Origin of the sequence: Agrobacterium sp. V1, from assembly GCF_030518355.1 — a bacterium.
Classification (GTDB): domain Bacteria; phylum Pseudomonadota; class Alphaproteobacteria; order Rhizobiales; family Rhizobiaceae; genus Agrobacterium; species Agrobacterium cucumeris.
This window is the reverse complement of record NZ_JAULSF010000001.1, coordinates 737,882-762,269: the sequence shown is the minus strand read 5'-3', so window position 1 is coordinate 762,269 and position 24,388 is coordinate 737,882. Positions and strand designations below refer to the sequence as shown.

At 60.2% G+C, this 24,388-nt stretch carries 26 protein-coding genes; 13 read left to right on the top strand and 13 right to left on the bottom strand.

Annotated features, from left to right (window positions below; translation table 11 throughout):
• The first annotated feature begins 9 nt into the window (after nucleotides 1-9).
• From pdxA to QSV77_RS03745, 3 genes are all read left to right on the top strand, one after another.
• Complete coding sequence (gene pdxA / locus QSV77_RS03755) at nucleotides 10-1,032, top strand: 4-hydroxythreonine-4-phosphate dehydrogenase PdxA (RefSeq protein WP_302732568.1); 1,023 nt, start codon at nucleotides 10-12, stop codon at nucleotides 1,030-1,032.
• Entirely contained in the window at nucleotides 1,032-1,862 is an 831-nt protein-coding gene (gene rsmA, locus QSV77_RS03750) for a 16S rRNA (adenine(1518)-N(6)/adenine(1519)-N(6))-dimethyltransferase RsmA (protein ID WP_269698253.1), read from the top strand. The genes pdxA and rsmA overlap by 1 nt, the downstream gene beginning before the upstream one ends.
• Nucleotides 1,863-1,932: 70 nt before the next feature.
• Entirely contained in the window at nucleotides 1,933-2,556 is a 624-nt protein-coding gene (locus QSV77_RS03745; protein ID WP_269698836.1) for an alpha/beta hydrolase, read from the top strand.
• Between the two features lies 1 nt (nucleotide 2,557).
• Here the strand turns inward: QSV77_RS03745 and gmk are convergent, their stop codons facing one another.
• The 7 genes from gmk to fabD form a co-directional block, all read right to left on the bottom strand.
• Entirely contained in the window at nucleotides 2,558-3,220 is a 663-nt protein-coding gene (gene gmk / locus QSV77_RS03740; protein WP_142839495.1) for a guanylate kinase, read from the bottom strand.
• Between the two features lie 5 nt (nucleotides 3,221-3,225).
• Nucleotides 3,226-4,113, bottom strand: a complete 888-nt coding sequence (locus tag QSV77_RS03735) for a YicC/YloC family endoribonuclease (protein WP_046798811.1) — start codon at nucleotides 4,111-4,113, stop codon at nucleotides 3,226-3,228.
• A 71-nt stretch (nucleotides 4,114-4,184) separates the two neighbouring features.
• On the bottom strand, nucleotides 4,185-5,405 hold the full coding sequence (gene mltG, locus QSV77_RS03730; protein WP_302732567.1) for an endolytic transglycosylase MltG: 1,221 nt from the start codon (nucleotides 5,403-5,405) through the stop codon (nucleotides 4,185-4,187).
• A gap of 328 nt (nucleotides 5,406-5,733) precedes the next feature.
• Nucleotides 5,734-6,996: a beta-ketoacyl-ACP synthase II gene (gene fabF / locus QSV77_RS03725; RefSeq protein WP_302732566.1), complete on the bottom strand. Its 1,263-nt coding sequence runs from the start codon at nucleotides 6,994-6,996 to the stop codon at nucleotides 5,734-5,736.
• A gap of 252 nt (nucleotides 6,997-7,248) precedes the next feature.
• Entirely contained in the window at nucleotides 7,249-7,485 is a 237-nt protein-coding gene (locus tag QSV77_RS03720) for an acyl carrier protein (RefSeq protein ID WP_003502080.1), read from the bottom strand.
• Between the two features lie 349 nt (nucleotides 7,486-7,834).
• Entirely contained in the window at nucleotides 7,835-8,572 is a 738-nt protein-coding gene (gene fabG / locus QSV77_RS03715; protein WP_006314577.1) for a 3-oxoacyl-[acyl-carrier-protein] reductase, read from the bottom strand.
• A gap of 96 nt (nucleotides 8,573-8,668) precedes the next feature.
• The gene (fabD, locus tag QSV77_RS03710) at nucleotides 8,669-9,613 is read right to left on the bottom strand and encodes an ACP S-malonyltransferase (RefSeq protein WP_302732560.1); all 945 of its coding nucleotides are present in this window, start codon (nucleotides 9,611-9,613) and stop codon (nucleotides 8,669-8,671) included.
• 221 nt (nucleotides 9,614-9,834) lie between these two features.
• Between fabD and QSV77_RS03705 the strand changes: the two genes are divergently transcribed.
• The 5 genes from QSV77_RS03705 to rplI all read left to right on the top strand — a co-directional run bounded on the left by QSV77_RS03705 (nucleotide 9,835) and on the right by rplI (nucleotide 13,642).
• Nucleotides 9,835-10,878, top strand: coding sequence for an aldo/keto reductase (locus QSV77_RS03705; protein WP_174031136.1), 1,044 nt, complete (start codon nucleotides 9,835-9,837; stop codon nucleotides 10,876-10,878).
• Between the two features lie 292 nt (nucleotides 10,879-11,170).
• A complete protein-coding gene (gene rpsF, locus QSV77_RS03700) occupies nucleotides 11,171-11,632 on the top strand; it encodes a 30S ribosomal protein S6 (RefSeq protein ID WP_003496829.1) in 462 nt (153 codons plus the stop codon).
• 13 nt (nucleotides 11,633-11,645) lie between these two features.
• Nucleotides 11,646-11,894: a 30S ribosomal protein S18 gene (gene rpsR, locus QSV77_RS03695; protein ID WP_003496832.1), complete on the top strand. Its 249-nt coding sequence runs from the start codon at nucleotides 11,646-11,648 to the stop codon at nucleotides 11,892-11,894.
• A gap of 183 nt (nucleotides 11,895-12,077) precedes the next feature.
• Nucleotides 12,078-13,052, top strand: coding sequence for a DUF2232 domain-containing protein (locus QSV77_RS03690; RefSeq protein ID WP_142839489.1), 975 nt, complete (start codon nucleotides 12,078-12,080; stop codon nucleotides 13,050-13,052).
• A gap of 14 nt (nucleotides 13,053-13,066) precedes the next feature.
• Nucleotides 13,067-13,642, top strand: coding sequence for a 50S ribosomal protein L9 (rplI, locus tag QSV77_RS03685; protein ID WP_046798806.1), 576 nt, complete (start codon nucleotides 13,067-13,069; stop codon nucleotides 13,640-13,642).
• Between the two features lie 261 nt (nucleotides 13,643-13,903).
• On the opposite strand, the gene QSV77_RS03680 is transcribed toward rplI, so the two are convergent.
• Genes QSV77_RS03680 through QSV77_RS03670 form a run of 3 tightly spaced genes read right to left on the bottom strand, consistent with a single transcriptional unit; the run spans nucleotide 13,904 to nucleotide 17,188 of the window.
• Nucleotides 13,904-14,971: an HlyD family secretion protein gene (locus QSV77_RS03680; RefSeq protein WP_302732559.1), complete on the bottom strand. Its 1,068-nt coding sequence runs from the start codon at nucleotides 14,969-14,971 to the stop codon at nucleotides 13,904-13,906.
• A gap of 19 nt (nucleotides 14,972-14,990) precedes the next feature.
• On the bottom strand, nucleotides 14,991-16,736 hold the full coding sequence (locus tag QSV77_RS03675; protein ID WP_302732558.1) for an MFS transporter: 1,746 nt from the start codon (nucleotides 16,734-16,736) through the stop codon (nucleotides 14,991-14,993).
• Nucleotides 16,733-17,188 (bottom strand): MarR family winged helix-turn-helix transcriptional regulator, encoded by a 456-nt coding sequence (locus QSV77_RS03670; protein ID WP_302732557.1) that lies wholly within the window; start codon nucleotides 17,186-17,188, stop codon nucleotides 16,733-16,735. Before QSV77_RS03670 ends, QSV77_RS03675 begins: the two co-directional genes overlap by 4 nt.
• 309 nt (nucleotides 17,189-17,497) lie before the next feature.
• On the opposite strand from QSV77_RS03670, the gene QSV77_RS03665 reads away from it, so the two are divergent.
• Entirely contained in the window at nucleotides 17,498-18,985 is a 1,488-nt protein-coding gene (locus QSV77_RS03665) for a replicative DNA helicase (RefSeq protein WP_046798803.1), read from the top strand.
• 102 nt (nucleotides 18,986-19,087) lie between these two features.
• On the opposite strand, the gene QSV77_RS03660 is transcribed toward QSV77_RS03665, so the two are convergent.
• The 3 genes from QSV77_RS03660 to QSV77_RS03650 all read right to left on the bottom strand — a co-directional run bounded on the left by QSV77_RS03660 (nucleotide 19,088) and on the right by QSV77_RS03650 (nucleotide 21,041).
• Nucleotides 19,088-19,390: an AzlD family protein gene (locus QSV77_RS03660; RefSeq protein ID WP_302732556.1), complete on the bottom strand. Its 303-nt coding sequence runs from the start codon at nucleotides 19,388-19,390 to the stop codon at nucleotides 19,088-19,090.
• Nucleotides 19,387-20,091, bottom strand: a complete 705-nt coding sequence (locus QSV77_RS03655) for an AzlC family ABC transporter permease (protein ID WP_142839485.1) — start codon at nucleotides 20,089-20,091, stop codon at nucleotides 19,387-19,389. The genes QSV77_RS03660 and QSV77_RS03655 overlap by 4 nt, the downstream gene beginning before the upstream one ends.
• Nucleotides 20,092-20,183: 92 nt before the next feature.
• Nucleotides 20,184-21,041, bottom strand: a complete 858-nt coding sequence (locus QSV77_RS03650) for an AraC family transcriptional regulator (protein WP_302732555.1) — start codon at nucleotides 21,039-21,041, stop codon at nucleotides 20,184-20,186.
• Between the two features lie 86 nt (nucleotides 21,042-21,127).
• Here QSV77_RS03650 and alr point away from each other — a divergent pair, with 86 nt between their 5' ends.
• The 4 genes from alr (at nucleotide 21,128) to radA (ending at nucleotide 24,358) form a co-directional block, all read left to right on the top strand.
• Complete coding sequence (gene alr / locus QSV77_RS03645) at nucleotides 21,128-22,303, top strand: alanine racemase (RefSeq protein ID WP_302732554.1); 1,176 nt, start codon at nucleotides 21,128-21,130, stop codon at nucleotides 22,301-22,303.
• Between the two features lie 65 nt (nucleotides 22,304-22,368).
• On the top strand, nucleotides 22,369-22,638 hold the full coding sequence (locus QSV77_RS03640; RefSeq protein WP_302732553.1) for a type II toxin-antitoxin system ParD family antitoxin: 270 nt from the start codon (nucleotides 22,369-22,371) through the stop codon (nucleotides 22,636-22,638).
• A gap of 16 nt (nucleotides 22,639-22,654) precedes the next feature.
• Entirely contained in the window at nucleotides 22,655-22,945 is a 291-nt protein-coding gene (locus tag QSV77_RS03635) for a type II toxin-antitoxin system RelE/ParE family toxin (protein WP_142839482.1), read from the top strand.
• Nucleotides 22,946-22,951: 6 nt separating this feature from the next.
• Nucleotides 22,952-24,358 (top strand): DNA repair protein RadA, encoded by a 1,407-nt coding sequence (gene radA, locus QSV77_RS03630; protein ID WP_142839481.1) that lies wholly within the window; start codon nucleotides 22,952-22,954, stop codon nucleotides 24,356-24,358.
• Nucleotides 24,359-24,388: the final 30 nt, after the last annotated feature.

The window sequence follows — 24,388 nt, the reverse complement described above, 5'->3', positions numbered from 1 at the left end:
GGTCTTTCCGTGACACATGCATCCCTGCCGCTTGCCCTGACACAGGGAGATCCAGCCGGTATCGGCCCTGATATCGCCATTGCCGCCTGGGCCAGGCGTCAGGAGAACGGTCTTCCGCCGTTTATCTTTATCGGTGATCCCGATGTGGTGGCCAGCCGTGCGGCACTGATCGGCATTCCGGTCAATATCGAGACCTGCGATGTGGCGGATGCCGTAAGCGTTTTCGATCGCGCTTTCCCAGTCCTGCCGCTTCCCGTCGGGTTCGAGGTTCAGGCAGGCCAGCCACATGTCGGAGCCGCGCATGCGACGATCAAGGCGATAGAAACCGCCGTTTCCCTGACTGTTGAGGGCAAGGCTGCAGCCGTCGTCACCAATCCGATTGCAAAATCCGTGCTTTACGAAGCGGGTTTCGGATTTCCCGGTCACACGGAATTTCTGGCCGATCTCGCTTTGCGCCTTAGGGGTGAGCAGGTGATGCCGGTGATGATGATTGCCGGTCCCAAGGTCCGCGTCGTCCCGGTCACGATCCACATCCCCGTCAAAGACGTGCCGGCAGCGTTGACCGAAGAACTGATTGTCGAGACATGCCGTATCGTCGATGCCGATCTGCGGCAGAAATTCGGAATAGAAGCTCCGCGTCTGGCGGTTGCCGGGCTTAACCCGCATGCGGGCGAGGACGGCGCGCTTGGCACCGAGGACCGCGACGTGGTTCATCCGGCGACCATGCGGCTACGCAAAGACGGGATCGATGCTTTCGGCCCCCTGCCCGCCGATACCATGTTCCACGACGCCGCCCGCAAGCGCTATGATGTCGCCGTGTGCATGTATCACGATCAGGCACTCATTCCGGCCAAGGCACTCGGCTTTGACGATTCGGTCAATGTCACGCTCGGCCTGCCCTTCATCCGCACCTCGCCGGACCACGGCACCGCCTTCGGCATTGCCGGTCAGGGCATCGCCAATGAGGCAAGCCTTGTGGCGGCGCTGAAGATGGCGGCGGAAATTTCCGCCCGCAGTCGGGCCGTCGCATAATGGCGGCCATAGACGGACTGCCGCCGCTGCGCGATGTCATCCAGCGCCATGGGCTCGATGCGAAGAAATCCCTTGGGCAGAACTTCCTGTTTGATCTCAACCTCACCCAGAAGATCGCCCGGACAGCGGGGCCGCTTGAAGGCGTGACGGTGATTGAGGTCGGCCCGGGACCTGGCGGCCTCACCCGCGCCATTCTTTCGCTCGGTGCCAAAAAGGTCATCGCCGTCGAACGCGACAGCCGCTGCCTGCCGGCGCTGGCGGAAATCGAAGCGCATTATCCCGGGCGTCTCGAGGTGATTGAGGGCGATGCCCTCAAGACCGATTTCGAGGCGATGATTCCCGCCGGTGAACCGGTGCGTATCATCGCCAACCTGCCTTACAATGTCGGCACACAATTGCTGGTCAACTGGCTTCTGCCAAAAGCGTGGCCGCCTTTCTGGCTCTCCATGACGCTGATGTTCCAGAAGGAAGTCGGCCAGCGCATCGTGGCTGAGGAAGGCGACAATCATTACGGCCGCCTTGGCGTTCTCGCCGGCTGGCGCACGGTATCGGAAATGGCCTTCGACGTGCCACCGCAGGCCTTTAGCCCGCCGCCGAAGGTGACGTCCACCGTCGTGCACCTGCTGCCCAAGGACAAGCCGCTGCCTTGCGATGTCGCCAAGCTTGAAAAAGTGACCGAGGCCGCCTTCGGTCAGCGGCGCAAGATGTTGCGCCAGAGCGTGAAGAGCCTTGGCGGCGAAACGCTGCTGGAAAGAGCGGGCATTGACCCCACACGACGGGCGGAAACGCTGTCGGTGGAGGAATTCGTGACATTGGCGAATTGCCTGTAACACGCTCTGTGATGCACTGTTCTGGACGGTGGGACACAGGTTCGTGGACCCTGCGATTAGAGGAACAAGCGTGGAGAATGCCGGTTTTCACTACAAGCTCGATGTTCCCACCGAAACACCCGACTGCGCGGTTGTCCTGCTGCATGGATCGGGACGAACGGAAGAGGACCTCATCTCCTTTGGCCGCGCCACCTTTCCTAAGGGCGTCTTATATGCGCCGAGAGGGGCTGTTCCCTGGGAGAATGGCTTCGCATTTTTTCGCAGAAGGCCTGACAGACAGCTCGATATCGACGATCTGAAACATCAAGCTGCCAGACTATGCCGGTTTGTCACCTTCGTGTTTCAGCAGACGGGGCAAAGACCCGTTCTCGTCGGATATTCGAACGGTGCGATCATTGCGGCTGAAACGATATGTCAGGACCGCCATCCGTCAAAGGGCGCTATCCTGCTTCGCCCACTATCTCCGAGGAGTGAACAGCCTCTTCCAAACCTCGCAGGGTATCCCATACTTTTGCTTGCGGGCGCCCGTGACGACCGGCGTCACCCCTCCGATGCCCCGCATCTGGCCGGTCAACTGGCTGCAGCCGGTGCGGAGGTCATTCTGGAAACGATCGACGCGGGCCATGGATGGGCAGAAGATGCCATGGACGAGCGACTGACCCGTCAATGGCTGGCGCGTGGACCCGCAGCGTAAATCAGAGCTGCGGCTCTTCCTCGAGCAGCGCCCGCACAAAATCGAACATGCCGTGACGGCGGTCGCGGCGGACGCGTTCGGCTTTTACGATCGCCTCCACGGCTTCGAAGGCCGCCTGCAGGTCGTCGTTGAGGATGACATAGTCATAATCGCGCCAGTGCTCTATTTCAGCGCGGGAATTGACGAGGCGCGTCTTGATGACCTCTTCGGTGTCCTCTGCCCGGCGGTGCAGGCGCGATTGCAGTTCGGTCATGGTCGGCGGCAGGATGAAGATCGAGACGACGTCGGCCTTCATCTTGTCCTGAAGCTGCTCGGCGCCTTGCCAGTCGATATCGAACAGCATGTCGCGGCCAACAGCCATGGCATCTTCCACCGGCCCGCGCGGGGTGCCGTAAAAATTGCCATGAACCTCCGCCCATTCCAGCAGCGCATCGCTATCCCGCAAGCGCTCGAATTCACGCTTGGAAATGAAATGGTAGTGGATGCCGTCAATCTCGCTCTGGCGGCGCGGGCGCGTCGTGACGCTGACGGACAGACCGATATTCTTGTCCTTGTCGAGCAGGTTGCGGGCAATCGTGGATTTGCCTGCGCCCGATGGTGAAGAAATCACCAGCATCAGCCCTCTGCGGGCAATCGTGACGGGAGAATCATTCACCGGGGCCATGGGGTCTACTCCAGATTTTGGACCTGCTCGCGGAACTGGTCGATAACCACTTTCAGCTCTATGCCTGCTGCGGTTACCGCACTGGCGTTCGATTTGGAACAGATTGTATTCGACTCGCGGTTAAATTCCTGTGCAAGAAAATCGAGCTTGCGGCCGACAGGCCCGCCATTTGCCAAAAGCTCACGCGAAGCCTGCACATGGGCGCGCAGCCGGTCCAGCTCTTCACGCAGGTCCGCCTTGGTGGCGATCAGCGCCGCCTCGGCGTGGAGGCGATCACGATCGAGCCCGTGCATGCCCTCGCCGATCAGGGCGATCTGCTGGGCAAGCCTTGCCGCGATCTGTTCCGGCTGGCGGGAAGGATCATTTTCAATAAGCTCCACAAGCGTTTCGATCCTGTCGATCTGCCCGGACAGGATGGCAAACAGCGAGGCGCCTTCCCGCTCGCGCATGTCCTTCAGCTTCTCGATGGCAACTGCGAAACCGGCCAGCACATCGGCGTTGCGTGCGGCCTGCGCCTCAGCGTCATCTTCCGCCTCGCGAAAATCGACCAGACCGCGCAGTGACAGCAGCGTATCGAAGCTCAGCGGCTTGTCTTCCACGACATCGCCAAGCTCTTGTTTGAGCGCCAGAACAGCGGCGAGAGCATCACGATTGATGACGGCCTCCAGCCGGTTTTCCGCAATGGCCAGCGTCAATCCTGCCTGGATGTTGCCGCGGGAAAGGTGCCCGCCCGCAATTTCCCGCAGGGCCGTTTCCAGCGCTTCCAGACCGGTCGGCAGGCGCAGGCGCATATCAAGCCCCTTGCCGTTTACCGAGCGAAGTTCCCACGCCCAGCGGTAACGGCCAGATGTTCCTTCGCTGCGCGCAAAGCCGGTCATCGATTGCAATGTCATATCTGGAAGCCCCCCGTCATGCCGTACAAAACCGGGCCTTGCGTTTGGCAGGGCCCGGTCAGGATCATCAATCAGTCGTTGGTCGGTTTTTCCGCCTCTGCGCCGCCCGGCTGGCCATCCACGGCCACATCCGGATTGGCGCCGGCTGCCGCCTTTTCCGCCTCGATCTTGCGCCAGCGGCGGACATTGGCGTTGTGCTCGTCCAGCGTCTTGGCAAAGACGTGGCCGCCTGTGCCATCGGCAACGAAATAAAGGTCGTCGGTACGCCACGGATTGGCAACCGCCTCAAGTGCTGCCCGGCCCGGATTGGCGATGGGAGACGGCGGCAGGCCCTTGATGACATAGGTGTTGAACGGCGTCTGCTTCTGCAGGTCCGACTGATAGATTGGCCGGTCGGAGGGTTTTCCGTCGCCGCCGAACAGACCGTAGATGATCGTCGGGTCGGATTGCAGGCGCATGCCCTTCTTCAGGCGGTTATAGAAGACGGAGGCGACATGGGCGCGCTCGTCATCCTTGCCGGTTTCCTTCTCGACGATCGAGGCGAGCGTCACGAATTCCTCGACGGTCTTGATCGGCAGGTCGGGGTCGCGCCGTTCCCAGATCATGTCGATCAGCTTGTCCTGCGCCGCGCTCATCTGGTTGATGATCTCTTCGCGCTTGGTGCCGCGGGTAAAGCGATAGGTATCAGGGCGCAGGCTGCCTTCTTCCGGCAAGGCGGAGGGCAATTCGCCATCCAGTACCTCGTCTGCGGCAAGGCGCGCGAACATCTGCTTGACGGTCAGACCTTCGGGCAGCGACACGGAATAAAGGATCGACTTGCCGGATTCCAGCAGCATCATGATGTCCTTCATCGATGCGCCGGCCTTGATCTCATATTCGCCCGCCTTCAGCGTCTGGTCCTTCTGCAGGTAGCTGCCGGTCATCAGGCGGAAAATGCGGGCATTCGAAACGACGTCGTTGCGTTCGAGATTATTGGCAATCTCGATAATGCCAGCGCCGTTGCGCACCGTGAAATGTGTGTTCGTCTGAAGTGGACCGGGCTCCTGGAACGCATTGATCATGTAATAGAAAGCGGCAATGGCCAGGACACAGACGGCAACCGCAAGCGTCATCAGAAAATTCAGGAAGATCACTAGCTGGCCATGGGCCTTGCGGGAGCGCTTCGGCGGGGCCGGCACCTTTTCCGGGCGCAGCGCCTCGGTTGGGGATTTCGGAATGATCGGGCCGCGATTGGATTCGCCCGCGCCGTTCTGTCCGTATGGTCCCTGGCTGTTCTGGTTCGTGTCGCTCACCGTCGGTCCTTTTCAGTTCGGCGTTGTCAGCGCTTTTTGCGCAGGTAATGCGGCAAAAACAGGTTCGGAATGTCTTCCTGCACCACATAGAGATATCGTGAAGGCTTGCTATTCCGCTTCACGAACATCGTTTCGGACAAAGCCGATGGAGGAAGCAGCCTGCGGCCGGAAATCACCCCGAACCGGCAAACGCTTCCCATAAACGACTACAATATCGGCGCGAAAACCGGAATGGCTTTCGCAAGCCGCAATGCGTTCTTCAAAGGAAAGAACGTCCTTTGTCAGCACCCGGTGGGAGGGCGCCAGCGGCGGCAAGCCGCCGCCGCAATTATGCTTCGTAACGACGCAGCACGAGAGAGGCGTTGGTGCCGCCGAAACCGAAAGAGTTCGAGAGCGCCACATTGACCTGCCGCTTGCGCGCCTTGTGCGGCACCAGATCGATCTTCGTCTCGACATCGGGATTGTCGAGGTTCAGCGTCGGCGGAACGATGTTGTCACGGATCGCGAGCGTCGCGAAAATCGCTTCGATCGCACCCGCCGCACCCAGCAGATGGCCGGTGGCCGACTTGGTGGAAGACATGGAAATCTTCGAGGCCGATTCGCCAACAAGCCGCTCGACTGCGCCAAGTTCGATCGTATCGGCCATGGTGGAGGTACCATGGGCATTGATGTAGTCGATATCGTCAGGCGTGAGACCCGCGCGCTTCAGCGCCATCAGCATGCAGCGATAGGCGCCTTCGCCGTCTTCGGACGGGGCCGTGATGTGGTAGGCATCACCGGAAAGGCCGTAACCGACGACTTCGGCGTAAATCTTCGCGCCGCGCGCCCTGGCATGCTCCAGCTCTTCCAGAACGACGATGCCCGCGCCCTCACCCATGACGAAACCGTCGCGGTCGCGGTCGTAGGGGCGGGATGCCTTCTGCGGGTCATCATTGTGCTGGGTGGAAAGCGCCTTGCATGCGGCAAAACCGGCAAGCGCGATGCGGCAGACCGGCGATTCGGCACCACCGGCAACCATGACGTCGGCATCGCCAAGCGCGATCAGCCGGGCGGCGTCGCCAATGGCATGCGCACCGGTCGAGCAGGCCGTTACCACGGAATGATTCGGTCCGCGCAGCTTGTGGCGGATGGAAACCTGGCCGGATACGAGATTGATCAGACGGCCGGGAATGAAAAATGGTGAAATGCGGCGCGGGCCCTTGTCGCGCAGCGTATAGCCCGCCTCGACAATGCCTTCCAGGCCGCCGATGCCGGAGCCGATCAGAACGCCTGTCGCGATCTGGTCCTCATCCGTTTCCGGATGCCAGTCCGCATCGGCAAGCGCCATGTCGGCGGCGGCCATCCCGTACAGGATGAAAGGATCGATCTTGCGCTGTTCCTTGGGCTCCATCCAGTCATCGGCATTGAAGGTGCCGTTGGAGCCATCACCGACGGGAATGCGGCAGGCGATCTTTGCGGGCAGGTCCTCGACTTCGAATTCAGTTACGAGACGGGCGCCGTTCTGGCCGGCGAGCAGCCTTTCCCAGGTGACTTCCGTTCCACATCCAAGAGGAGATACCATGCCGGTACCGGTGATAACGACACGCCTCATCGCCAATGCTCCGCCCTTATCCAAATCATCGGTCTTTTCTGCAATGCCGGACGCCATGAACTGACGTTTGCGAGACGCTGCAGCATTTCAAATGTCCGCATAATTTTCGCCGCGCACCGTTTCCGGCCGGGGAGCTTATGCGGAGCCTGGAACGCGCGCCGGTTCGGGCACGTACCGTCTCTCTATAAAACATTGGCCCGGACGAGCCGGGCCAAGATGGGGAGGATATTGCACCTCCCCCATGAAGGTCGATCAGGCCTGGGCCTTCTCGATGAACTTGACGGCGTCGCCAACGGTCAGGATCGAGTCAGCTGCGTCGTCGGGAATTTCAACGCCGAATTCTTCTTCGAAAGCCATGACCAGTTCAACGGTGTCGAGCGAATCAGCGCCCAGATCGTCAATGAAGCTGGCGCCTTCGACAACCTTGTCGGCGTCAACGCCAAGATGATCAATTACAATTTTCTTTACGCGTTCTGCGATATCGCTCATGTCGGTTTCCTCGACCTTTATTTTGAAGGGAATGCCTTGCGGCACCCTGCCCTGTTAGAAGCCCTCATGCGCCGTTCAAATCCGGCACCGCTGGCAAACCCGTTCAACCCGGTCCAAGCTAGACATCGTCACGCAAAATCGCAACGGCTTCCTGTCTCTCCGGGACGACTGTTCACAGTCTTGGCCCGCTTAACACGGTTTCAATCGGTCGAAAAGCCTGAAAACGCGCTAAGCACAGCGTATGACAGGCAATTTAGCCGGAAACCGGTCGGCGGAGCCTTGCGGCGCGAGCTACCCAAGAAGGTGCTGAAATAGCGCCGCAATCCTTTTCATGACGGCTGGAAGCGCGTCAGATCATCGCCATGCCGCCGTTGACGTGCAGGGTCTGGCCGGTCATGTAGGCGGCCTCATTGGAAGCCAGATAAAGAACGGCGGAGGCGACTTCAGCGCCGGTGCCCATGCGCTTCATGGGGATGGCGCCCATGATGGCGTCCTTCTGCTTGTCGTTCAGCTTGCCGGTCATGGCGCTTTCGATGAAGCCCGGAGCCACGCAGTTGACGGTGACGTTGCGGGTGGCGATTTCCTGTGCCAGCGACTTCGAAAAACCGATCATGCCGGCCTTGGAGGCGCAATAATTGGCCTGGCCGGGATTACCGGTGACACCGACGATGGAGGTGATGTTGATGATGCGGCCGAAACGGCGGCGCATCATCGGATGCGTCAGCTCACGCGTCAGGCGGAACATCGCGGTCAGGTTCACTTCGATGACGTTGTCCCAGTCCTCGTCGCTCATGCGCACGAAGAGACCGTCCTTGGTGATGCCGGCATTGTTGACGAGAATATCGACGCCTTCCAGCTCGGCTTCGGCCTTTTCGCCGAGAGCCTTGACCTCGGCGCGGTCGGCAAGGTTAGCCGGGAAAATCTTGACGCGATCGCCAAGTTCCGCCGCCAGCGCCTCGAGCTTTTCGACGCGCGTGCCATGCAGGCCGACGGTTGCGCCCTGTTTGTGCAGAAGGCGGGCGATTTCTTCGCCGATGCCACCGGTCGCGCCGGTTACGAGAGCCTTGCGGCCTGTCAGATCTAACATGGTCCGTTCCTTCTTTAGAGCAAATCCTGCAGGAGCTTTTTGCGGTTCTGCGTCGGGAATTGTCAAAAATAAAGCCGTTGCGGGGCGAAGCCCGTCTCAGCCGATAAGAGTGGCAAGAAGCTGGTCGATATCGGCCGCACCGTTGACGGCAACGCCGTTCACCGTCTTGTCGATACGGCGGGCAAGGCCCGTCAGCACCTTGCCGGAGCCGATCTCGTAAAGCTGCGTGACATTGTTGGCGGCAAACCACTCAACCGTTTCGCGCCAGCGCACCTGACCCGTCACCTGCTCGACCAGCAGGGCGGCGATCTCGTCGGCATCGGAAACCGGCGCGGCGCGCACATTGGCGACGACGGGCACGACGGGCGCCTTCTTTTCGACCTTGGCCAGCGCCTCGCGCATCGCTTCCGCAGCCGGCGCCATCAGCGCCGAGTGGAAGGGCGCGGAAACCGGCAGCATGATGGCGCGCTTGGCGCCTTTTTCGGAAGCGATCGCGGCGGCTTTTTCGACAGCGGCCTTGGAGCCGGAGATGACCAGCTGGCCGCCGCCATTATCATTGGCGATCTGGCAGACGCCGAGAATGCCGGCCTCCTCGCAGATTGCCGAAACCGCAGCATGTTCCAGCCCGATGATCGCTGCCATGGCGCCTTCGCCGACCGGCACTGCGGCCTGCATGGCATTGCCGCGGATGCGCAGAAGCCGCGCGGTATCGGCAATCGAAAACGTGCCGGCAGCACAGAGCGCCGAATATTCGCCAAGCGAATGGCCGGCGACATAGGAGACAGCGTCGGAAAGCTTCAGACCGCGCGCTTCGAGAACCCGCATGACTGCCATGGACACGGCCATGAGTGCCGGCTGGGCGTTTGCCGTCAGCGTCAGCGTCTCTTCCGGGCCGTTCCACATGATATCGGAAAGCTTCTGGCCAAGCGCCTCGTCCACTTCCTCGAACACGGCGCGCGCCTCGACGTAGGTATCGGCAAGCTCCTTGCCCATGCCGACGGCCTGGCTTCCCTGACCGGGAAATGTGAATGCAATACCCATGGGATGTGGTCCTTCTTGTCTGGCTTGCCTTTATTCCAGCGACTTCCATTCACATTCCGGCCAGCGGTGTCAAGACTTGACGCCCTGCGGCAGGCGCATCCGCAGGGTTTTGCCACCCTATTCGGCCTTTCTTTTAGTCATATTTTTTCTTGCACTGCGGCAATTCCCCATTACTTTCATGCCACCCTTCAAAACATCTCGCCAAGCACCGGGACATTTCCATGAAACAGAGACTATTGGGCCGCACGGGTATTTCCGTGTCCGAAATTTGCCTTGGCACCATGACGTGGGGCACGCAGAATACCGAAGCCGATGCCCATGGGCAGATGGACTACGCCATCGAGAATGGCGTCAATTTCTTCGATACGGCCGAGCTTTACCCCACCACCCCCGTTTCCGCCGAAACCCAGGGGCGGACGGAAGAATATATCGGCACATGGTTCGAAAAGACCGGCAAGCGTGATCAGGTCGTGCTCGCCACCAAGGTTGCCGGCTCCGGGCGCGATTACATTCGCGGTGGCCGCGATATCGATGCCGCCGCCATCCGCGAGGCAGTCGATACCAGCCTCAAGCGCCTGAAGACTGATTATATCGACCTTTACCAGATTCACTGGCCGAATCGCGGCACCTATCACTTCCGTGGCGCCTGGGGTTTCGATGCCTCCGGTCAGGACAAGGAGCGCACGCTCGCTGAAATCACGGAAAAGCTCGATACGCTCGGCGAACTGGTGAAAGCCGGCAAAATTCGCGCCATCGGCCTTTCCAACGAAAGCGCCTGGGGCACGCAGAAATATATCGACATCGCCGAGGCTCGCGGCCTGCCACGCGTCGCCACCATCCAGAACGAATATAACCTGCTCTATCGCAGCTTCGATCTGGACATGTCGGAAGTCGCCCATCACGAGGATGTCGGTCTGCTCGCCTATTCGCCACTGGCGGCCGGACTTCTCACCGGCAAGTACCAGAACGGCGCCTACCCGGCGGGATCCCGCGGCACCATCAACAGGGAGCTCGGCGGCCGCCTGCAGCCACATCAGGAAGCGCCGGTCAAAGCCTATCTGGAGCTTTCCGCCGAGCATGGGATCGATCCGGCACAACTCGCAATCGCCTTCTGCCTCACCCGCCCCTTCATGGCCGCAGCCATCATCGGCGCAACAACAATGGACCAGCTGAAGGTGGATATTGCCGCCGCCGACGTGACCTTGTCGGATGACGTTCTCAATGGGATCGCGGCGATCCATCGCAAGTATCCGATGGCGATCTGACACCATCACGGCGCGCTTTTTTACCCTGTGTCCTTGCATTCCGGGCAAAAATGGGTATAAGCGCGCTGTTCACAACACCCGGTCCAATTGGCTGGTGGCTGAACGGAGGGCTGGTTTCGGTAACGAAACAGCAGGAACCATAAGGTTTTTCCGGCCTCCCGTGTCTCCGCTCTCGACCGTCTCGAACAACGCTTTTCTTGCTTTAAGGCCTCACGGCCTCACCCAAGAGCAGTCGTTGAGGCTTAGCGCCGTTGCCGGGTGAAGGACGAAACGCAAGAAAGGCAAAGCTTAAATGGCTCTTTACGAACACATCTTCCTTGCCCGGCAGGATATTTCTGCCCAGCAGGTCGACGCACTTGTCGAGCAGTACAAGGGCGTTATCGAATCGTTCGGCGGTAAAGTCGGACGCGTCGAGAACTGGGGTCTGAAGTCCCTCACCTACCGCATCAAGAAGAACCGCAAGGCTCACTACGCTCTCATGGACATCGACGCTCCGGCGGCTGCAGTTCATGAAGTCGAGCGCCAGATGCGCATCAACGAAGACGTTCTTCGCTACATGACCATCGCCGTCGAAGCCCACGAAGAAGGCCCGTCCGCGATGATGCAGAAGCGCGATCGCGACGACCGTCCGCGCCGTGACGGCGACCGTCCGGACCGTGGCCCGCGTGAAGATCGTGGCCCCCGCGCACCGCGCGAAGGTGGCTTCGGCGACCGCGAAGACCGTCCGCGCCGTCCGCGCGAAGACCGTGCATAAGGAGAATTGACCAATGGCTGATACATCCTCTTCCCAGGCACGCCGCCCGTTCCACCGCCGTCGCAAGACGTGCCCCTTCTCCGGCGCCAACGCTCCGAAGATCGACTACAAGGACGTTCGTCTGCTGCAGCGCTACATCTCTGAGCGCGGCAAGATCGTTCCTTCCCGCATCACGGCCGTTTCCCAGAAGAAGCAGCGCGAACTCGCCCAGGCGATCAAGCGCGCCCGTTTCCTCGGCCTGCTGCCATACGTCGTAGCGTAATGAATTGAAGCGAGGCTGCGCTTTGGTGCAGCCTCGTTTTTCTCGATCAGCTGACTCTTAATCAGCGGGTCGAAAATTATAATCCTTCCGCGTTGGGCGCGGATCGATACTCTAAAAACCCATGTTGGGGATAAGGCTCTCGGAGCGATCCTCTAACTGCTCAAGTTTCAGCAGGACAGCGAAGTGCAAAAGTTGAACCAGACAGTGCTGATCTCCGGCGTTCTCGCCGGCATATGCGCCGCGTTTTTGACGCTTGGCGCAACGGCACAGTCGTCCTTTTCCTTCCTGCTTTATGCCGGGTCGGCCATGCCGATCTTCATCGCCGGGATGGGCTGGGGCAATCGCGCCGCCATCGTCGCGATCATCACCACGGCCATCATCGGCGCGCTGGTCATGTCGCCGCTTTTCGCGCTGACCATCGCCATTTTTACGCTGATTCCGGCGGGCTGGCTGTCGCATCTTGCCAATCTGGCGCGCCCGGCCTCCGAACTCGGCGGTCCGGATGACCTGCTCGCCTGGTATCCGCTGTCCGGCATCGTCCTGCATCTGTGCATTCTGGTCTGCATCGCCGTCATCATTCTCGGCTGGATGATCGGCTACGGCCCTGATCTCGTTGCCCGCATGGTCGATATCATGATGACCTCGGTGCAGAACCGCGAACCCCTGTTCGAGCCCAATGCCGAGGCGCTGGCCCAGACGAAATCGCTGCTGGTGCTGATGCTGCCGATCGTTCAGGGCGGCCTGTGGGTCATCCTGCTGTTTGCGGCCTATTATTTTGCAAGCCGGCTGGTCGGTTCCTTCGGCAAGGGTCTTCGCCCGCGTGAGGATATCGCTTCGGCGCTGCGCATGCACCGCAACGCGATCTTCATCTTTCTCGGCGGCATCGTCGCCATGTTCTTCGGGGGCGTCGCTGCCATGGTTGGCGCGGTCATCTGCGGCACCTTCGGCGCGGGCTTCCTGATGGCAGGTTATGCCTCGCTGCATAAAAAAGCGCGCGGAAAGGACTGGCGTCTGCCGGTTCTCATCCTCGCTTATCTCTCGGCGGTCTTTGTCTTTCCGCTGTTCATCATTCTCGTGCTCGGCTTGAGCGACGTGCGAAGCACGATCTCGCTGACGCCTGCACGGAAAACCGACAATTCGAACGAAACCAACAACTAGAAAGGATCAAGAAGATGGACGTTATTCTTCTCGAACGCATCAACAAGCTCGGCCAGATGGGCGAAACCGTCAAGGTTCGCGACGGTTACGCACGTAACTTCCTGCTGCCGCAGGGCAAGGCGCTGCGCGCCAACGCCGCCAACAAGACCCGTTTCGAAACCGAGCGCGCAACGCTTGAAGCCCGTAACCTCGAGCGCAAGTCGGAAGCCCAGAAGGTTGCCGAAGCACTCGAAGGCAAGTCCTTCATCGTCGTCCGTTCGGCTGGCGAAACCGGTCAGCTGTACGGTTCTGTTGCTGCCCGCGACGTCGTCGAAATCCTCGGCGCAGAAGGCTTCAACATCGGCCGCAACCAGGTTGAACTGAACACGCCGATCAAGACCATCGGCCTGCACAACGTTACCCTGCACCTGCACGCCGAAGTCGAGCTTCAGGTCGAACTGAACGTTGCCCGTTCCGCCGAAGAAGCCGAACGCCAGTCCAAGGGCGAAAGCCTCACCTCCGCCGACGCCATCTACGGCGTTGACGAAGACGCACTGCGTCCGGAAGACTTCTTCGATCCGGAAGCTGACGGCAACGGCGACGACGAATAAGATCTGGCTTAACGGCCATAGGAAAACCCCGGATGGAAGCATCCGGGGTTTTTTGTTTGCGTTGAGTATGCGGAGAGGCCTACCCCCCTCTGCCCTGCCGGGCATCTCCCCCACAAGGAGGGAGATCGGCAAGGCGATATTGCATCGCTACATTCGCAACGTTAGGTGATCGAGCGGTAGCCGCTTGTCGATCTCCACCCTTGTGGGGGAGATGCCCGGCAGGGCAGAGGGGGGTGAACCGCACCCTCCAACCTCAACCGACTACCTCGCCGCCGTCTCCGCCCCCTCAACCGCCGCGCTCTTATCCACATGCACCACCACCGACATGCCCGGCGACAGATCCGCCGCCAGCGGCTGATCCGCATCAATCGCGATGCGAACGCCAAGGCGCTGGGCGATCTTCACGAAATTGCCGGTCGCATTGTCCGGCTTGATGACGGCGAATTCCGATCCGGTGGCCGGCGAGAACCGCTCGACACGGCCGTTGAGCTTGCGGCGATGCAGCGCATCGACCGAGATCGTTACCGGCTGGCCGACCTGCATGCCGGCAAGCTGGGTTTCCTTGAAGTTGGCGATGACCCAGACATCATGCGGCACGACAGCCATCAACTGTGTTCCGGCCGTGACATATTGGCCGGTGCGCACGCCGACCTCACCCAGCCTGCCGTCCACCGGCGCATGGATTTCGGTATTGTCGAGATCGATCCTGGTGAGTTCGACAGCGGCTTCGGCATTGGCGACCGCCGCCTGCAGCGAACTGCGATTGACGATGATGGTCTGCAAGTCCTGACGCGACACTTCGAGCGCGGCTTTCGCCTGCGACAGGGAGGCCCGGGCCTTTTCAAGCGCGGCATGCGCCTCTTCCTGCAGGCTGGAGGTTCCGACGCCGCTTTTGATGAGATTATCCTGCCGGTCGGACGCGAGCTGCGCCTGTTTCAGCGAAGCCTCGGCGCTATCGACTGCCGCCTGACTGGAGAGAATATTGGCATTGGCAGCGTTTTCCTGCTGGCGGGAATTATCGAGCGCTGCCTTTTGCGTATCGAGCGATGCAGCCGCCTGCGCCTGTTTCTGGCGGTAGATGCGGTCATCGATCTTTGCCAGCAACGTACCCTGCTTGACCTCTTGGTAGTCCTTGACCGGCACATCCACGACATAACCGCTGACCTGCGGGCTCATGGTCGTGACGTAACCGCGCACGAAGGCGTTGTCGGTCATTTCGACGGTGGAGAGAAACGGCGGCAGCCGCCAAGCGTAAAGCACGAGTGCTATGCCGGCGAGACCGCCGAGCAGAACGAGAATGGAAACGGGGGTAAAAAACTTCTTCAGCATTTTGTCACTCTTGGAAGGTTCAAGACTGTGGTGCCGGTGCGGCATCGACATTATCCCGGAGAAGGAATGGACGGATGCGTATCCAGGCAAGGTGGAGCAAAAGCGCAGCCAGTGCCAGCGCCGAAACAACTGATATCAGCAGGAACGTGTCATTATAGGCGAGCACATAGGCCTCCCTGCTGACCTGCTGTCCCAGAAGCGACAGCCCCTCCGCCTTCAGCAGCGCCGGATCGGTGATGACATGGCTGTAAGCACCGGAAAGCTGGGATACGCGCTGGGAGACCATGGGGTTGGTGAGCAGGATATTTTCCACCAGAACATTGGAATGGAATTTTTCGCGCAGCGTCACGAAACTGCCGAGCAGCCCGGTCATCAGCATCGAACCCGTGATCTGGGTGAACAGAAATATGGCGATGAAATTCACCAGATATGGAGCGCCTCTGGCAAGTGCTGCGGCAAAACCCTTGGACATGACGGGCGGCAGGAACATGGCGGCACCAAAGGCGATCATCATCTGGCTGAGATACATTTCACCCGGCCGCGTCAGATTGGTGGACTGGCTGTCCATGAACGAGCCGGCGGCAATCAGCGTCAGCGCGATCACATGGGCCGTATCGACATATTTCGTCAGCATCAGAAAGGCGCAGGCCGCGCCGCCAAGCACAGTCGCCAGCAGCACCAGTGCATAAAGCGTTGTCGTCTGTTCGTTCAGCAGGCCAAGCTGCTGGTAAAAGCCGACTGCCGTTGAAGATTGCTCGGAGGAAACCGCGCGGTAAACCAGCAGGACAGCGATGATATGCAGGTTGGTTTTCGAGAAAATCCAGCGCAGGTCGAGCAGCGGGTTCTTGCGCGGCAATTCGATGAAGGCCATGAGCGTCAGAAGCGCGATCGACGTCGCCAGAAGCACGCCCAGCCACCAGGTTTCGAACCACCAGTAGAACCGGCCGAGCGTCAGCATGACCGCCAGACAGCCGAGACCGCCGGCAAACAGCAGATAGCTCAGAATATCCACGCGCTCGATGACTTTGGCGCGCGGCGGCGGCGTGACTTTCAGCACATAGATCATGGCGAAGGAGATCAGCGCAAAACCCACCTCCATGGAATAGAGCGCATTCCAGCCGCCGATTTCCAGCAGGGAGGGCGAAACGATGCGCGCGATGGGTGCCGACAGCAACGTACCGGTCAACGCGATGCTGAAACCGAGCGAGAATTTTCGCGCCGGCGGAAAGGCCTCGAGAATATAAAGGAATCCGAGTGACGAGATCGGCGCGGCGGCCATGCCGCTGACGAAGCGGATCACGGTTGCCGAATGCAGGTCCGTCACGAAGAGGTTGAGACAGGAGGCAACCACGAAGGCGATGATCGAGAGTTCGGCAAAGGGCCGCAGGCCATATTGCGCCCTGATCTTGAAGAGCGCGATGGAGAAGGTAGCATAGGGCGCCATATAGGCAGCGGAAAGCCATGCCACCTCAGCCACCGTGGCGGAAAATTCGCCCTGTAACTGGTAGATATTGGCCATGACGAGGTTCATGCCCAGACCCTGGGTTATGAAGAACGACAGGCCCGCAAAGATGAAACACAGCCGCAGCCACACCGGCCGCTCAATCGGCTGCGGTGCAGCGGGAACAGCAGGTTCCGGCGCGATCTCGCCACCATCGGCATCGCTCACTGTTTGGGAGGCAGCCACGGCTTCCTCTGGCCTGGCAACAGCCACATCCTTTTCAGAGGCAGCCTCGTCCGTGGTCTGCGGCAACACGGTGCTCACGATTGCACCCTCCCCGCCGCAAGGTTTTGCAGATTGGCCGAAAGACGGCGCATCACATCCAGCGCCATGGCCAGATCCTCAGAGGAAATATCGGCGGCGATTTCCGAGCGCAGCGTCTTTGCCACCGCCTGCACCGTGCCGGAGGTCTTCTCGCCCTCTTCCGTCATATGGATGCGCTTGGCGCGGCGGTCGTTTTCATCGGAGCGACGTTCGATGAGGTTCTGTTTTTCCATGCCATCGAGAACCCGCACCAGCGTCGGAGTTTCGATTTCCATTTCTTCTGCAAGCTCGGTCTGCGTCAGCGGGCCGCGTCGCGACAGGGCAAAAAGCGCACGGGCACGCGCCAGCGTCAGGCCGCTTTCCCCTACCCGCGCATCAAAAAACGCGCGCAGTTTGCGGGTGAAAGCGGAGACTTCATCGAGAAGCTGTTCCTTGTCGGTCTCGCGGGACATGTCAGCAAGCCTTATAATTAGCACACTACTTATTTACTACCTACTTATTCGTAAGCCTGACGATTTTCAAGTTTCTTTCATGCCGGGTCTGCCATGCGGTAAACTCATGGCAGCGAATCACGTTGCCGGAAAATTCCGGCACCCCGTCCCCACCCGCCTGTGGATTGCTGGGGACAACTGAAGATGTGATCCAGCTTTACAGAGCGGACGTCAGCCTGCCGTATAGTGTTGCAACAATATCATTGACTGCCATGCCCCAGGAAGCCAAACCCAAGGTTTAAGGACAAGGCAAGGGAGATCGCGCAAACCATGAACGACGCTGTGAGAAAGATCACCCCCGCAGAACCGCATTACCGCGAAGCGCCGAACAATATCGAGGCTGAGCAGGCGCTGCTGGGCGCCATCCTCGTCAATAACGACGCCTATTACCGTGTGTCGGATTTCCTGAAGCCCGTGCATCTTTACGAAGCCCTGCATCGCAAGATTTTCGAGGTGGCGGGCGATATCATCCGCATGGGCAAGACCGCCAATCCGGTGACGATCAAGACCTTCCTGCCCGCCGACGACAAGATCGGCGACCTGACGGTGGCGCAATATCTTGCGCGCCTGGCCGCAGAAGCCGTATCGATCATCAATGCCGAGGATTACGGCCGGGCGATCTACGACCTAGCTTTGCGCCGCGCGCTGATCCAGATCGGCGAGGATGTCGTCAACATCGCATTCGACGCGCCGCTGGACATGCCGCCGCAGGCGCAGATCGAAGACACCGAGCGCCGCCTGTTCGAGCTGGCGGAAACCGGGCGTTACGACGGCGGCTTCCAGTCATTCAACGATGCGGTGGCGCTGGCAATCGACATGGCCGGCGCCGCTTTCGAGCGTGACGGCAATCTCTCCGGCATTTCCACCGGCATTCACTCGCTCGACGCCCGCATGGGCGGCCTGCAGCGCTCCGACCTTATCGTGCTTGCGGGTCGTCCGGGTATGGGCAAGACCTCGCTGGCCACCAACATCGCCTATAACATTGCGGCGTCCTACGATCAGGAAGTGCAGCCTGATGGCTCGTTCAAGGCGAAAAACGGCGGCGTCGTCGGCTTTTATTCGCTCGAAATGTCGTCCGAACAGCTGGCCACCCGTATCATTTCCGAGCAGACCGAAGTGTCATCCTCGAAAATCCGTCGTGGTGACATCACCGAAGCGGATTTCGAAAAGCTCGTCGCCTGCTCCCAGATGATGCAGAAGGTGCCGCTTTACATCGACCAGACCGGTGGTATCTCCATCGCCCAGCTTTCCGCCCGTGCGCGCCGTCTGAAGCGCCAGCGCGGCCTCGATGTTCTGGTCGTGGACTATATTCAGCTGATGACCGGCGGCGGCAAGGGCGGCGAAAACCGCGTGCAGGAAATCACCCAGATCACCACGGGCCTCAAGGCACTTGGCAAGGAACTCAACGTTCCCATCATCGCGCTGTCACAGCTCTCCCGTGCGGTGGAAAGCCGCGAAGACAAGCGCCCGCAGCTTTCGGATCTGCGTGAATCGGGCTCCATCGAGCAGGACGCCGACGTGGTGCTGTTCGTGTTCCGTGAGGAATATTACGTCAAGAACATGGAACCACGCGACCCGGCCGACCCGAAATATGCCGAATGGGAAAACCATTTCGACCGGGTGAAGGGTACGGCGGATGTCATCATCGCCAAGCAGCGTCACGGACCGACCGGCACGGTGAAGCTCGCCTTCCAGTCCGAGTTCACCCGCTTTGCCGATCTGGCCGACCCGTCCTTCAGCCAGTACGAAGAGCATTGATCCGAACCGGATGGCGAGGGCGAAACGGTCTTCGCCCTCACAACCTCCCCCATTTCAGTATGGGAACGGATGGAGTCTTTTCAGGGTCTTGGCAGGATTTTCTTACAATCCGATTCCGCGCAGCAGCGCCACGGTGACGACGCCGAGCGTGGCTGCCGGCAGCAGGCTGAGGCGCAGCGCCGCAATCGCCGTTACCGCGCAGGCGATGGTTTCTGCCAGCCCGCTCGCAAGCGCCGTCGGTGTGACAACGGCCATCAGAACGGCGGGCGGCACCACACCGAGCGCCTTCTTCAGGCGCGGCGTCAGGGTGAAATGACTGACCAGCAGCAGGCCGCCTAGCCGGGTGGCGACTGTTGCCGCCATCATGGCAAGGATCGTCAGCAGGGTATTTGCATCAAGCGTCATGCCGGCTGCTCCGCCTGTTCTTCGTGACTGAAGGCGGCGACGGCAAGCCCCGCCAGGGCACCGGCTGCAATATACCAGGCGCCCGGAACCAGCGCATGGGTGAGACAGGCAGCAGCTGCGCTTGCCAGCAACACGAAGCCTGTCTCCCTGCCCTTCCAGAAGCCCATGAGCAGCACGATGAAGACGGCCGGGAAAGCGAAATCCAGACCGAGGATCGACATGTCGCCCATGACCGCGCCAAGCAGCGCGCCTGCAAGTGTGCTTAGATTCCAGAGGAGATAGATCGGCAGCGCCGCGCCGATAAAAAAAGCCGCGGTCAAATTTGCAGTCATCGCCCGAAACTCCGACAGCGCCCAGGATTCATCCGTCAGCACCAGCATGGCCGCATATTTTCGCCAGCCGGTAAAATCATCGAGCTTGCCTGCGATCGAAGCGCTCATCAGCACATGGCGCAGATTGACCAGCAACGCGGCAAAACCGAGTGCGCTCCAGCTTGCCGGATGGGTCCAGAGATCCATGGCGACGAATTGCGAGCCGCCGGCAAAGACCAGCAGCGACATCAGCGATGCTTCGAGCGGCGACAGGCCCTTGGCGATGGCGACCGCGCCGAACACGACGCCAATCGGCACCATGGCAACCAGCAGCGGGGCAGCGGCCCTCAACCCGGCGGTAAATTCGGCACGTTTTTCCGATGCGGACATCCCATCCTCCCTTTCAGAAGACTGCGATTACGCCTGGAAAGTCATCCGGTCTTGAATGAAAGTGACATCGGGCAGGAAAACAGGGCAGCGGATCAAGCCGTCCGGAATTGCCCCGGCGTGACGCCGGTGCGTGCCTTGAAATGCCGGGTGAAATGCGCCTGATCGGCAAAACCGCACAGTGCCGCCACCTCGGCCGGCATCTCACCGGCGCGCAAAAGGCGACGCGCCTGCCGGATTCGCACATCCGTCAGATAGGCATGCGGGGTAATGTGAAACTCCTTCCGGAAAGCCCGGATGATGTGAGCACGGCTGAGACCGGCGATGGACGCCAGCTCCTCAAGACCGATATCGGTTTCGTAATTATCGGAAAGATAGTCGCGGGCGGTATAGACCGCCGTTTTTTCGCGGGTTTCGACGGGCAGAATAATGGCGCTGCCGTGCCTGCCGAAGAGAGCTGCAAGAACCGAAAACATACCCTCATCCGCTTCCAGAGCGCCGGATTTCGCCTCCAGCCGCCGGTGCGCCATCTGGAAGGCTGCGGCCATCTGCGGGTCGCGCGGCAGAAACCTTGGGAAAGATGGCGTGCCGTGAAAGGCTCTGCCCGTGACATCCTCGATGACGTCACGCAGCAGCAAGCTGTCGGGATAGATCATCCGATAACGATAACCGCCGCCGCCCGGCGCACCATAGTGAATCTCATCCGGGTTGATGAGATAAAGATGCCCCGGCCCCGTCTGTTCGGTGGTGCCCTGAATGGTGGAGATTTGCGAGCCGCTTTCGATCGCGCCGATCGAGAAAGTGTCATGCGCGTGCGGCGAATATTCATGGGTGAGAAACGTCGCACTCAGACATTCCATGCCGCCGAAACGCCGGTCACGCCAGAAACGCGTCGTTTCCGCCGCGGCAATCGGCATGACATCTATGGCCTGTTCCTGCGAAACATTGTGCATGAGCCGAGTTTAAAGCATTCGATCCTTACCGTCTTGAACAAAAGTGCTAGGGTCTGGCCGGTTCCAAAATCAACCGGACGCATGGCATGACAGACGACTTCGAAGATACATTTTCTGAAAACGAAACCGACGCATTCGAACACGCGCCGCTGAGGCTGACCGTCGATCTCGGCGCGCTGGCCGACAATTGGCGGGACATGAAGAAGCGGTCCGGCAAAGCGCGGACAGCAGCTGTCGTCAAGGCCGATGCCTATGGTCTCGGTATCGAGGATTGCGGCGCGACGCTCTATCATGCCGGTGCGCGGGATTTCTTCGTGGCGACGGTGGCCGAGGGCGCGACGTTGCGCTCCTACGCCCCGGAAGCGCGCATCTTCGTTCTGTCAGGCATCTGGCAGGGCCAGGAACGGCAGGTCTTCGACAATGATCTGGTGCCGGTGCTGGCCTCCGAGGAACAGCTGTCCTTCTGGATGGCGACAGTTACCGAGCGGGGCGACCACCCCTGCGCGCTGCATGTGGACACCGGTTTCAATCGCCTCGGGCTGCCGCTCGACGACGCGCTGTTCCTTGCCGACGACGTGACGCGACCGGCGAGTTTCGACCCGGTTCTGGTTCTGTCGCATCTCGCCTGCGCCGACACGCCATCCTCGCCGATGAACAGGGTTCAGCTCGAATCATTCCGGAAGGTTAGCGCTGCTTTCGAAGGTATCGAATCAAGCCTTTCGGCATCCGCCGGAATTTTCCTCGGCTCAGATTATCATTTCGACCTCACCCGCCCCGGCATCGCCCTTTATGGCGGCGAGGCGGTCAACAATGTCGCCAACCCCATGCGGCCCGTCGCCAAAGCCGAAGCGCGGATCATCCAGATACGCGAGGCGGGTGAAGGCCAGACCGTCAGCTATGGTGGCAGCTTCCTGCTCAAGCGCGCAAGCCGGCTTGCCATTGCTTCCGTCGGTTATGCGGATGGCTATCAGCGTTCGCTGTCCGGCTCCGGCATTCCGCTGCGCGAAATGGGCCATGGCGGCGCTTATGGCGTTGTGAATGGCTACAAGGTGCCCGTTGCCGGCCGCGTGACAATGGACCTCACCATTTTCGACGTCACGGATGTGCCTGTTAACGCCATTCGCAGCGGCGACTATATCGAGCTTTTCGGCCCGAACGTGCCCGTCGACGAGACCGCACGGGCGGCTGGCACCATCGGCTACGAGATGCTGACAGGGCTTGGCCTGCGCTACGAACGGCAATATCTGATGGCCGACGACTGAGAGCTGCCTTTAGCTCTTGGAAAGCCGACGTGACCTGTGCTAAAAGAGAACAAAAGGAGATCGAAATGCCCGAAATCCATTTGAGCGAGCAGGACGAGAAGTTCATCGAGGAGCAGGTGGCGGCTGGTATTTACAGCGACGCGGACGCCGTCATTCATGCGGGCCTGCAATTGTTAAGCAGTGAGGAAGGTAAAAGAGCCGCGCTTCAGTTGCTGATCCAGGAGGGCATCGACGACGCCGAGGCGGGCCGGGTTCACCGTTATGTCTCACAGGACGAGTTTCTGAGCGATATCAAAAGAGTTTCCGCGCAGCTAAAAACGGGGACCGGCCATTAAAATCCGGACTCCAACCTTGACCACGCGCGCAAGGCGCGACCTTGCCGAAGACCACGCCTATATCGAGACTGAAAATCCCCTTGCTGCCGATCGCCTCGTCCTCGATATCTTCAATAAAATCGAATCGATAGCGGCACTGGGCTTATCCGGTGTCTCAAGAAGCGGATATGGAGCCGGGCTTCGCAGCATCGCTTATCGTGAGCGCGTCATTTTCTTTCGTGTCGACGAGAATGAGCTTACCGTTCTGCGCGTGCTGCATGGCCATCAGGACATTTCCGCCAAAGATTTCAAACAAGAAGAAAACTGACATAAGATGGCCAAAGCCAAGACCCAATTCGTGTGCCAGAACTGCGGCACGGTTCACACCCGCTGGGCGGGAAAATGCGAAGGCTGCGGCGAGTGGAATACCATCGTCGAAGAGGATCCGATGGGCGGCATCGGCTCCGGGCCGGGCAAGGTGCCGAAGAAGGGCAGGCCTGTCACGCTGACCTCGCTTTCCGGCGAGATCGAGGAAGCGCCGCGCATTCCGACCGGCATCAGCGAACTGGACCGGGCGACCGGCGGCGGTTTCGTGCGCGGTTCGGCGGTCCTGATCGGCGGCGATCCTGGTATCGGCAAATCGACGCTGCTGATGCAGGCAGCGGCGGCCCTGTCGCGGCGCGGTCACCGCGTCATCTATGTCTCGGGCGAAGAGGCGGTGGCGCAGGTGCGCCTGCGCGCCCAGCGTCTGGAAGCGGCGGAAACCGATGTGCTGCTGGCTGCTGAAACCAATGTCGAGGATATTCTGGCGACGGTTTCCGAGGGCAAACGGCCCGATCTCATCATCATCGATTCCATACAGACACTTTGGAGCGACACGGCCGATTCCGCGCCCGGCACGGTGACGCAGGTGCGCACCGGCGTGCAGGCGATGATCCGGTTTGCCAAGCAGACGGGCGCGACCATGGTGCTTGTCGGCCATGTGACCAAGGAAGGCCAGATCGCCGGTCCGCGCGTGGTCGAGCACATGGTCGATGCCGTACTCTATTTCGAGGGTGACCGCGGCCACCACTACCGTATTTTGCGCACCGTCAAGAACCGCTTCGGACCGACGGATGAAATCGGCGTTTTTGAAATGTCCGATCGCGGCCTCAGGGAAGTCTCCAATCCCTCCGAACTGTTTCTGGGGGAGCGCAACGAAAAATCGCCCGGTGCAGCGGTTTTTGCCGGCATCGAAGGCACCCGCCCCGTACTCGTCGAAGTGCAGGCGCTGGTCGCCGCCACCTCGCTGGGCACGCCACGCCGCGCCGTGGTCGGCTGGGACAGTTCGCGGCTTGCCATGATCCTTGCCGTGCTGGAGGCCCATTGCGGCGTGAAGCTCGGTCAGCATGACGTTTATTTGAACGTGGCTGGCGGATACCGGATTTCCGAACCGGCGGCGGATATGGCGATTGCCTCGGCGCTGGTTTCCTCGCTTGCCGGTCTTGCCCTGCCCGCCGATTGCGTCTATTTCGGCGAAATCAGTCTGTCGGGTGCGGTACGTCCGGTGGCACACACGGTGCAGCGATTGAAAGAAGCCGAAAAACTTGGTTTTTCCGCCGCACTTCTGCCGTCTGGTTCAGCTGAATTGCCGAAAGCGGGCAAAGGTCGCTGGACGGAAATTGAAAGCCTTCCGGACCTCGTGGCGCGCATCGCCGGCTCCGGCAACCGGTTCAAACAGGTTGAGGACGACGAATATTGATCCTTTCGCCAAGGGAAACAGTGGTGTAAG

What these genes read in the sequence shown, in the direction of transcription:
- rpsF (WP_003496829.1), top strand. Translation starts at nt 11,171, where the DNA reads ATGGCTCTTTACGAACACATCTTCCTTGCCCGGCAGGATATTTCTGCC.
- fabG (WP_006314577.1), bottom strand. Translation starts at nt 8,572, where the DNA reads ATGTTAGATCTGACAGGCCGCAAGGCTCTCGTAACCGGCGCGACCGGT.
- gmk (WP_142839495.1), bottom strand. Translation starts at nt 3,220, where the DNA reads ATGGCCCCGGTGAATGATTCTCCCGTCACGATTGCCCGCAGAGGGCTG.
- QSV77_RS03720 (WP_003502080.1), bottom strand. Translation starts at nt 7,485, where the DNA reads ATGAGCGATATCGCAGAACGCGTAAAGAAAATTGTAATTGATCATCTT.
- QSV77_RS03670 (WP_302732557.1), bottom strand. Translation starts at nt 17,188, where the DNA reads ATGTCCCGCGAGACCGACAAGGAACAGCTTCTCGATGAAGTCTCCGCT.
- fabF (WP_302732566.1), bottom strand. Translation starts at nt 6,996, where the DNA reads ATGAGGCGTGTCGTTATCACCGGTACCGGCATGGTATCTCCTCTTGGA.
- radA (WP_142839481.1), top strand. Translation starts at nt 22,952, where the DNA reads ATGGCCAAAGCCAAGACCCAATTCGTGTGCCAGAACTGCGGCACGGTT.
- QSV77_RS03705 (WP_174031136.1), top strand. Translation starts at nt 9,835, where the DNA reads ATGAAACAGAGACTATTGGGCCGCACGGGTATTTCCGTGTCCGAAATT.
- QSV77_RS03660 (WP_302732556.1), bottom strand. Translation starts at nt 19,390, where the DNA reads ATGACGCTTGATGCAAATACCCTGCTGACGATCCTTGCCATGATGGCG.
- rpsR (WP_003496832.1), top strand. Translation starts at nt 11,646, where the DNA reads ATGGCTGATACATCCTCTTCCCAGGCACGCCGCCCGTTCCACCGCCGT.
- QSV77_RS03735 (WP_046798811.1), bottom strand. Translation starts at nt 4,113, where the DNA reads ATGACATTGCAATCGATGACCGGCTTTGCGCGCAGCGAAGGAACATCT.
- QSV77_RS03640 (WP_302732553.1), top strand. Translation starts at nt 22,369, where the DNA reads ATGCCCGAAATCCATTTGAGCGAGCAGGACGAGAAGTTCATCGAGGAG.
- QSV77_RS03665 (WP_046798803.1), top strand. Translation starts at nt 17,498, where the DNA reads ATGAACGACGCTGTGAGAAAGATCACCCCCGCAGAACCGCATTACCGC.
- rplI (WP_046798806.1), top strand. Translation starts at nt 13,067, where the DNA reads ATGGACGTTATTCTTCTCGAACGCATCAACAAGCTCGGCCAGATGGGC.
- fabD (WP_302732560.1), bottom strand. Translation starts at nt 9,613, where the DNA reads ATGGGTATTGCATTCACATTTCCCGGTCAGGGAAGCCAGGCCGTCGGC.
- rsmA (WP_269698253.1), top strand. Translation starts at nt 1,032, where the DNA reads ATGGCGGCCATAGACGGACTGCCGCCGCTGCGCGATGTCATCCAGCGC.
- QSV77_RS03680 (WP_302732559.1), bottom strand. Translation starts at nt 14,971, where the DNA reads ATGCTGAAGAAGTTTTTTACCCCCGTTTCCATTCTCGTTCTGCTCGGC.
- QSV77_RS03655 (WP_142839485.1), bottom strand. Translation starts at nt 20,091, where the DNA reads ATGTCCGCATCGGAAAAACGTGCCGAATTTACCGCCGGGTTGAGGGCC.
- QSV77_RS03650 (WP_302732555.1), bottom strand. Translation starts at nt 21,041, where the DNA reads ATGCACAATGTTTCGCAGGAACAGGCCATAGATGTCATGCCGATTGCC.
- alr (WP_302732554.1), top strand. Translation starts at nt 21,128, where the DNA reads ATGACAGACGACTTCGAAGATACATTTTCTGAAAACGAAACCGACGCA.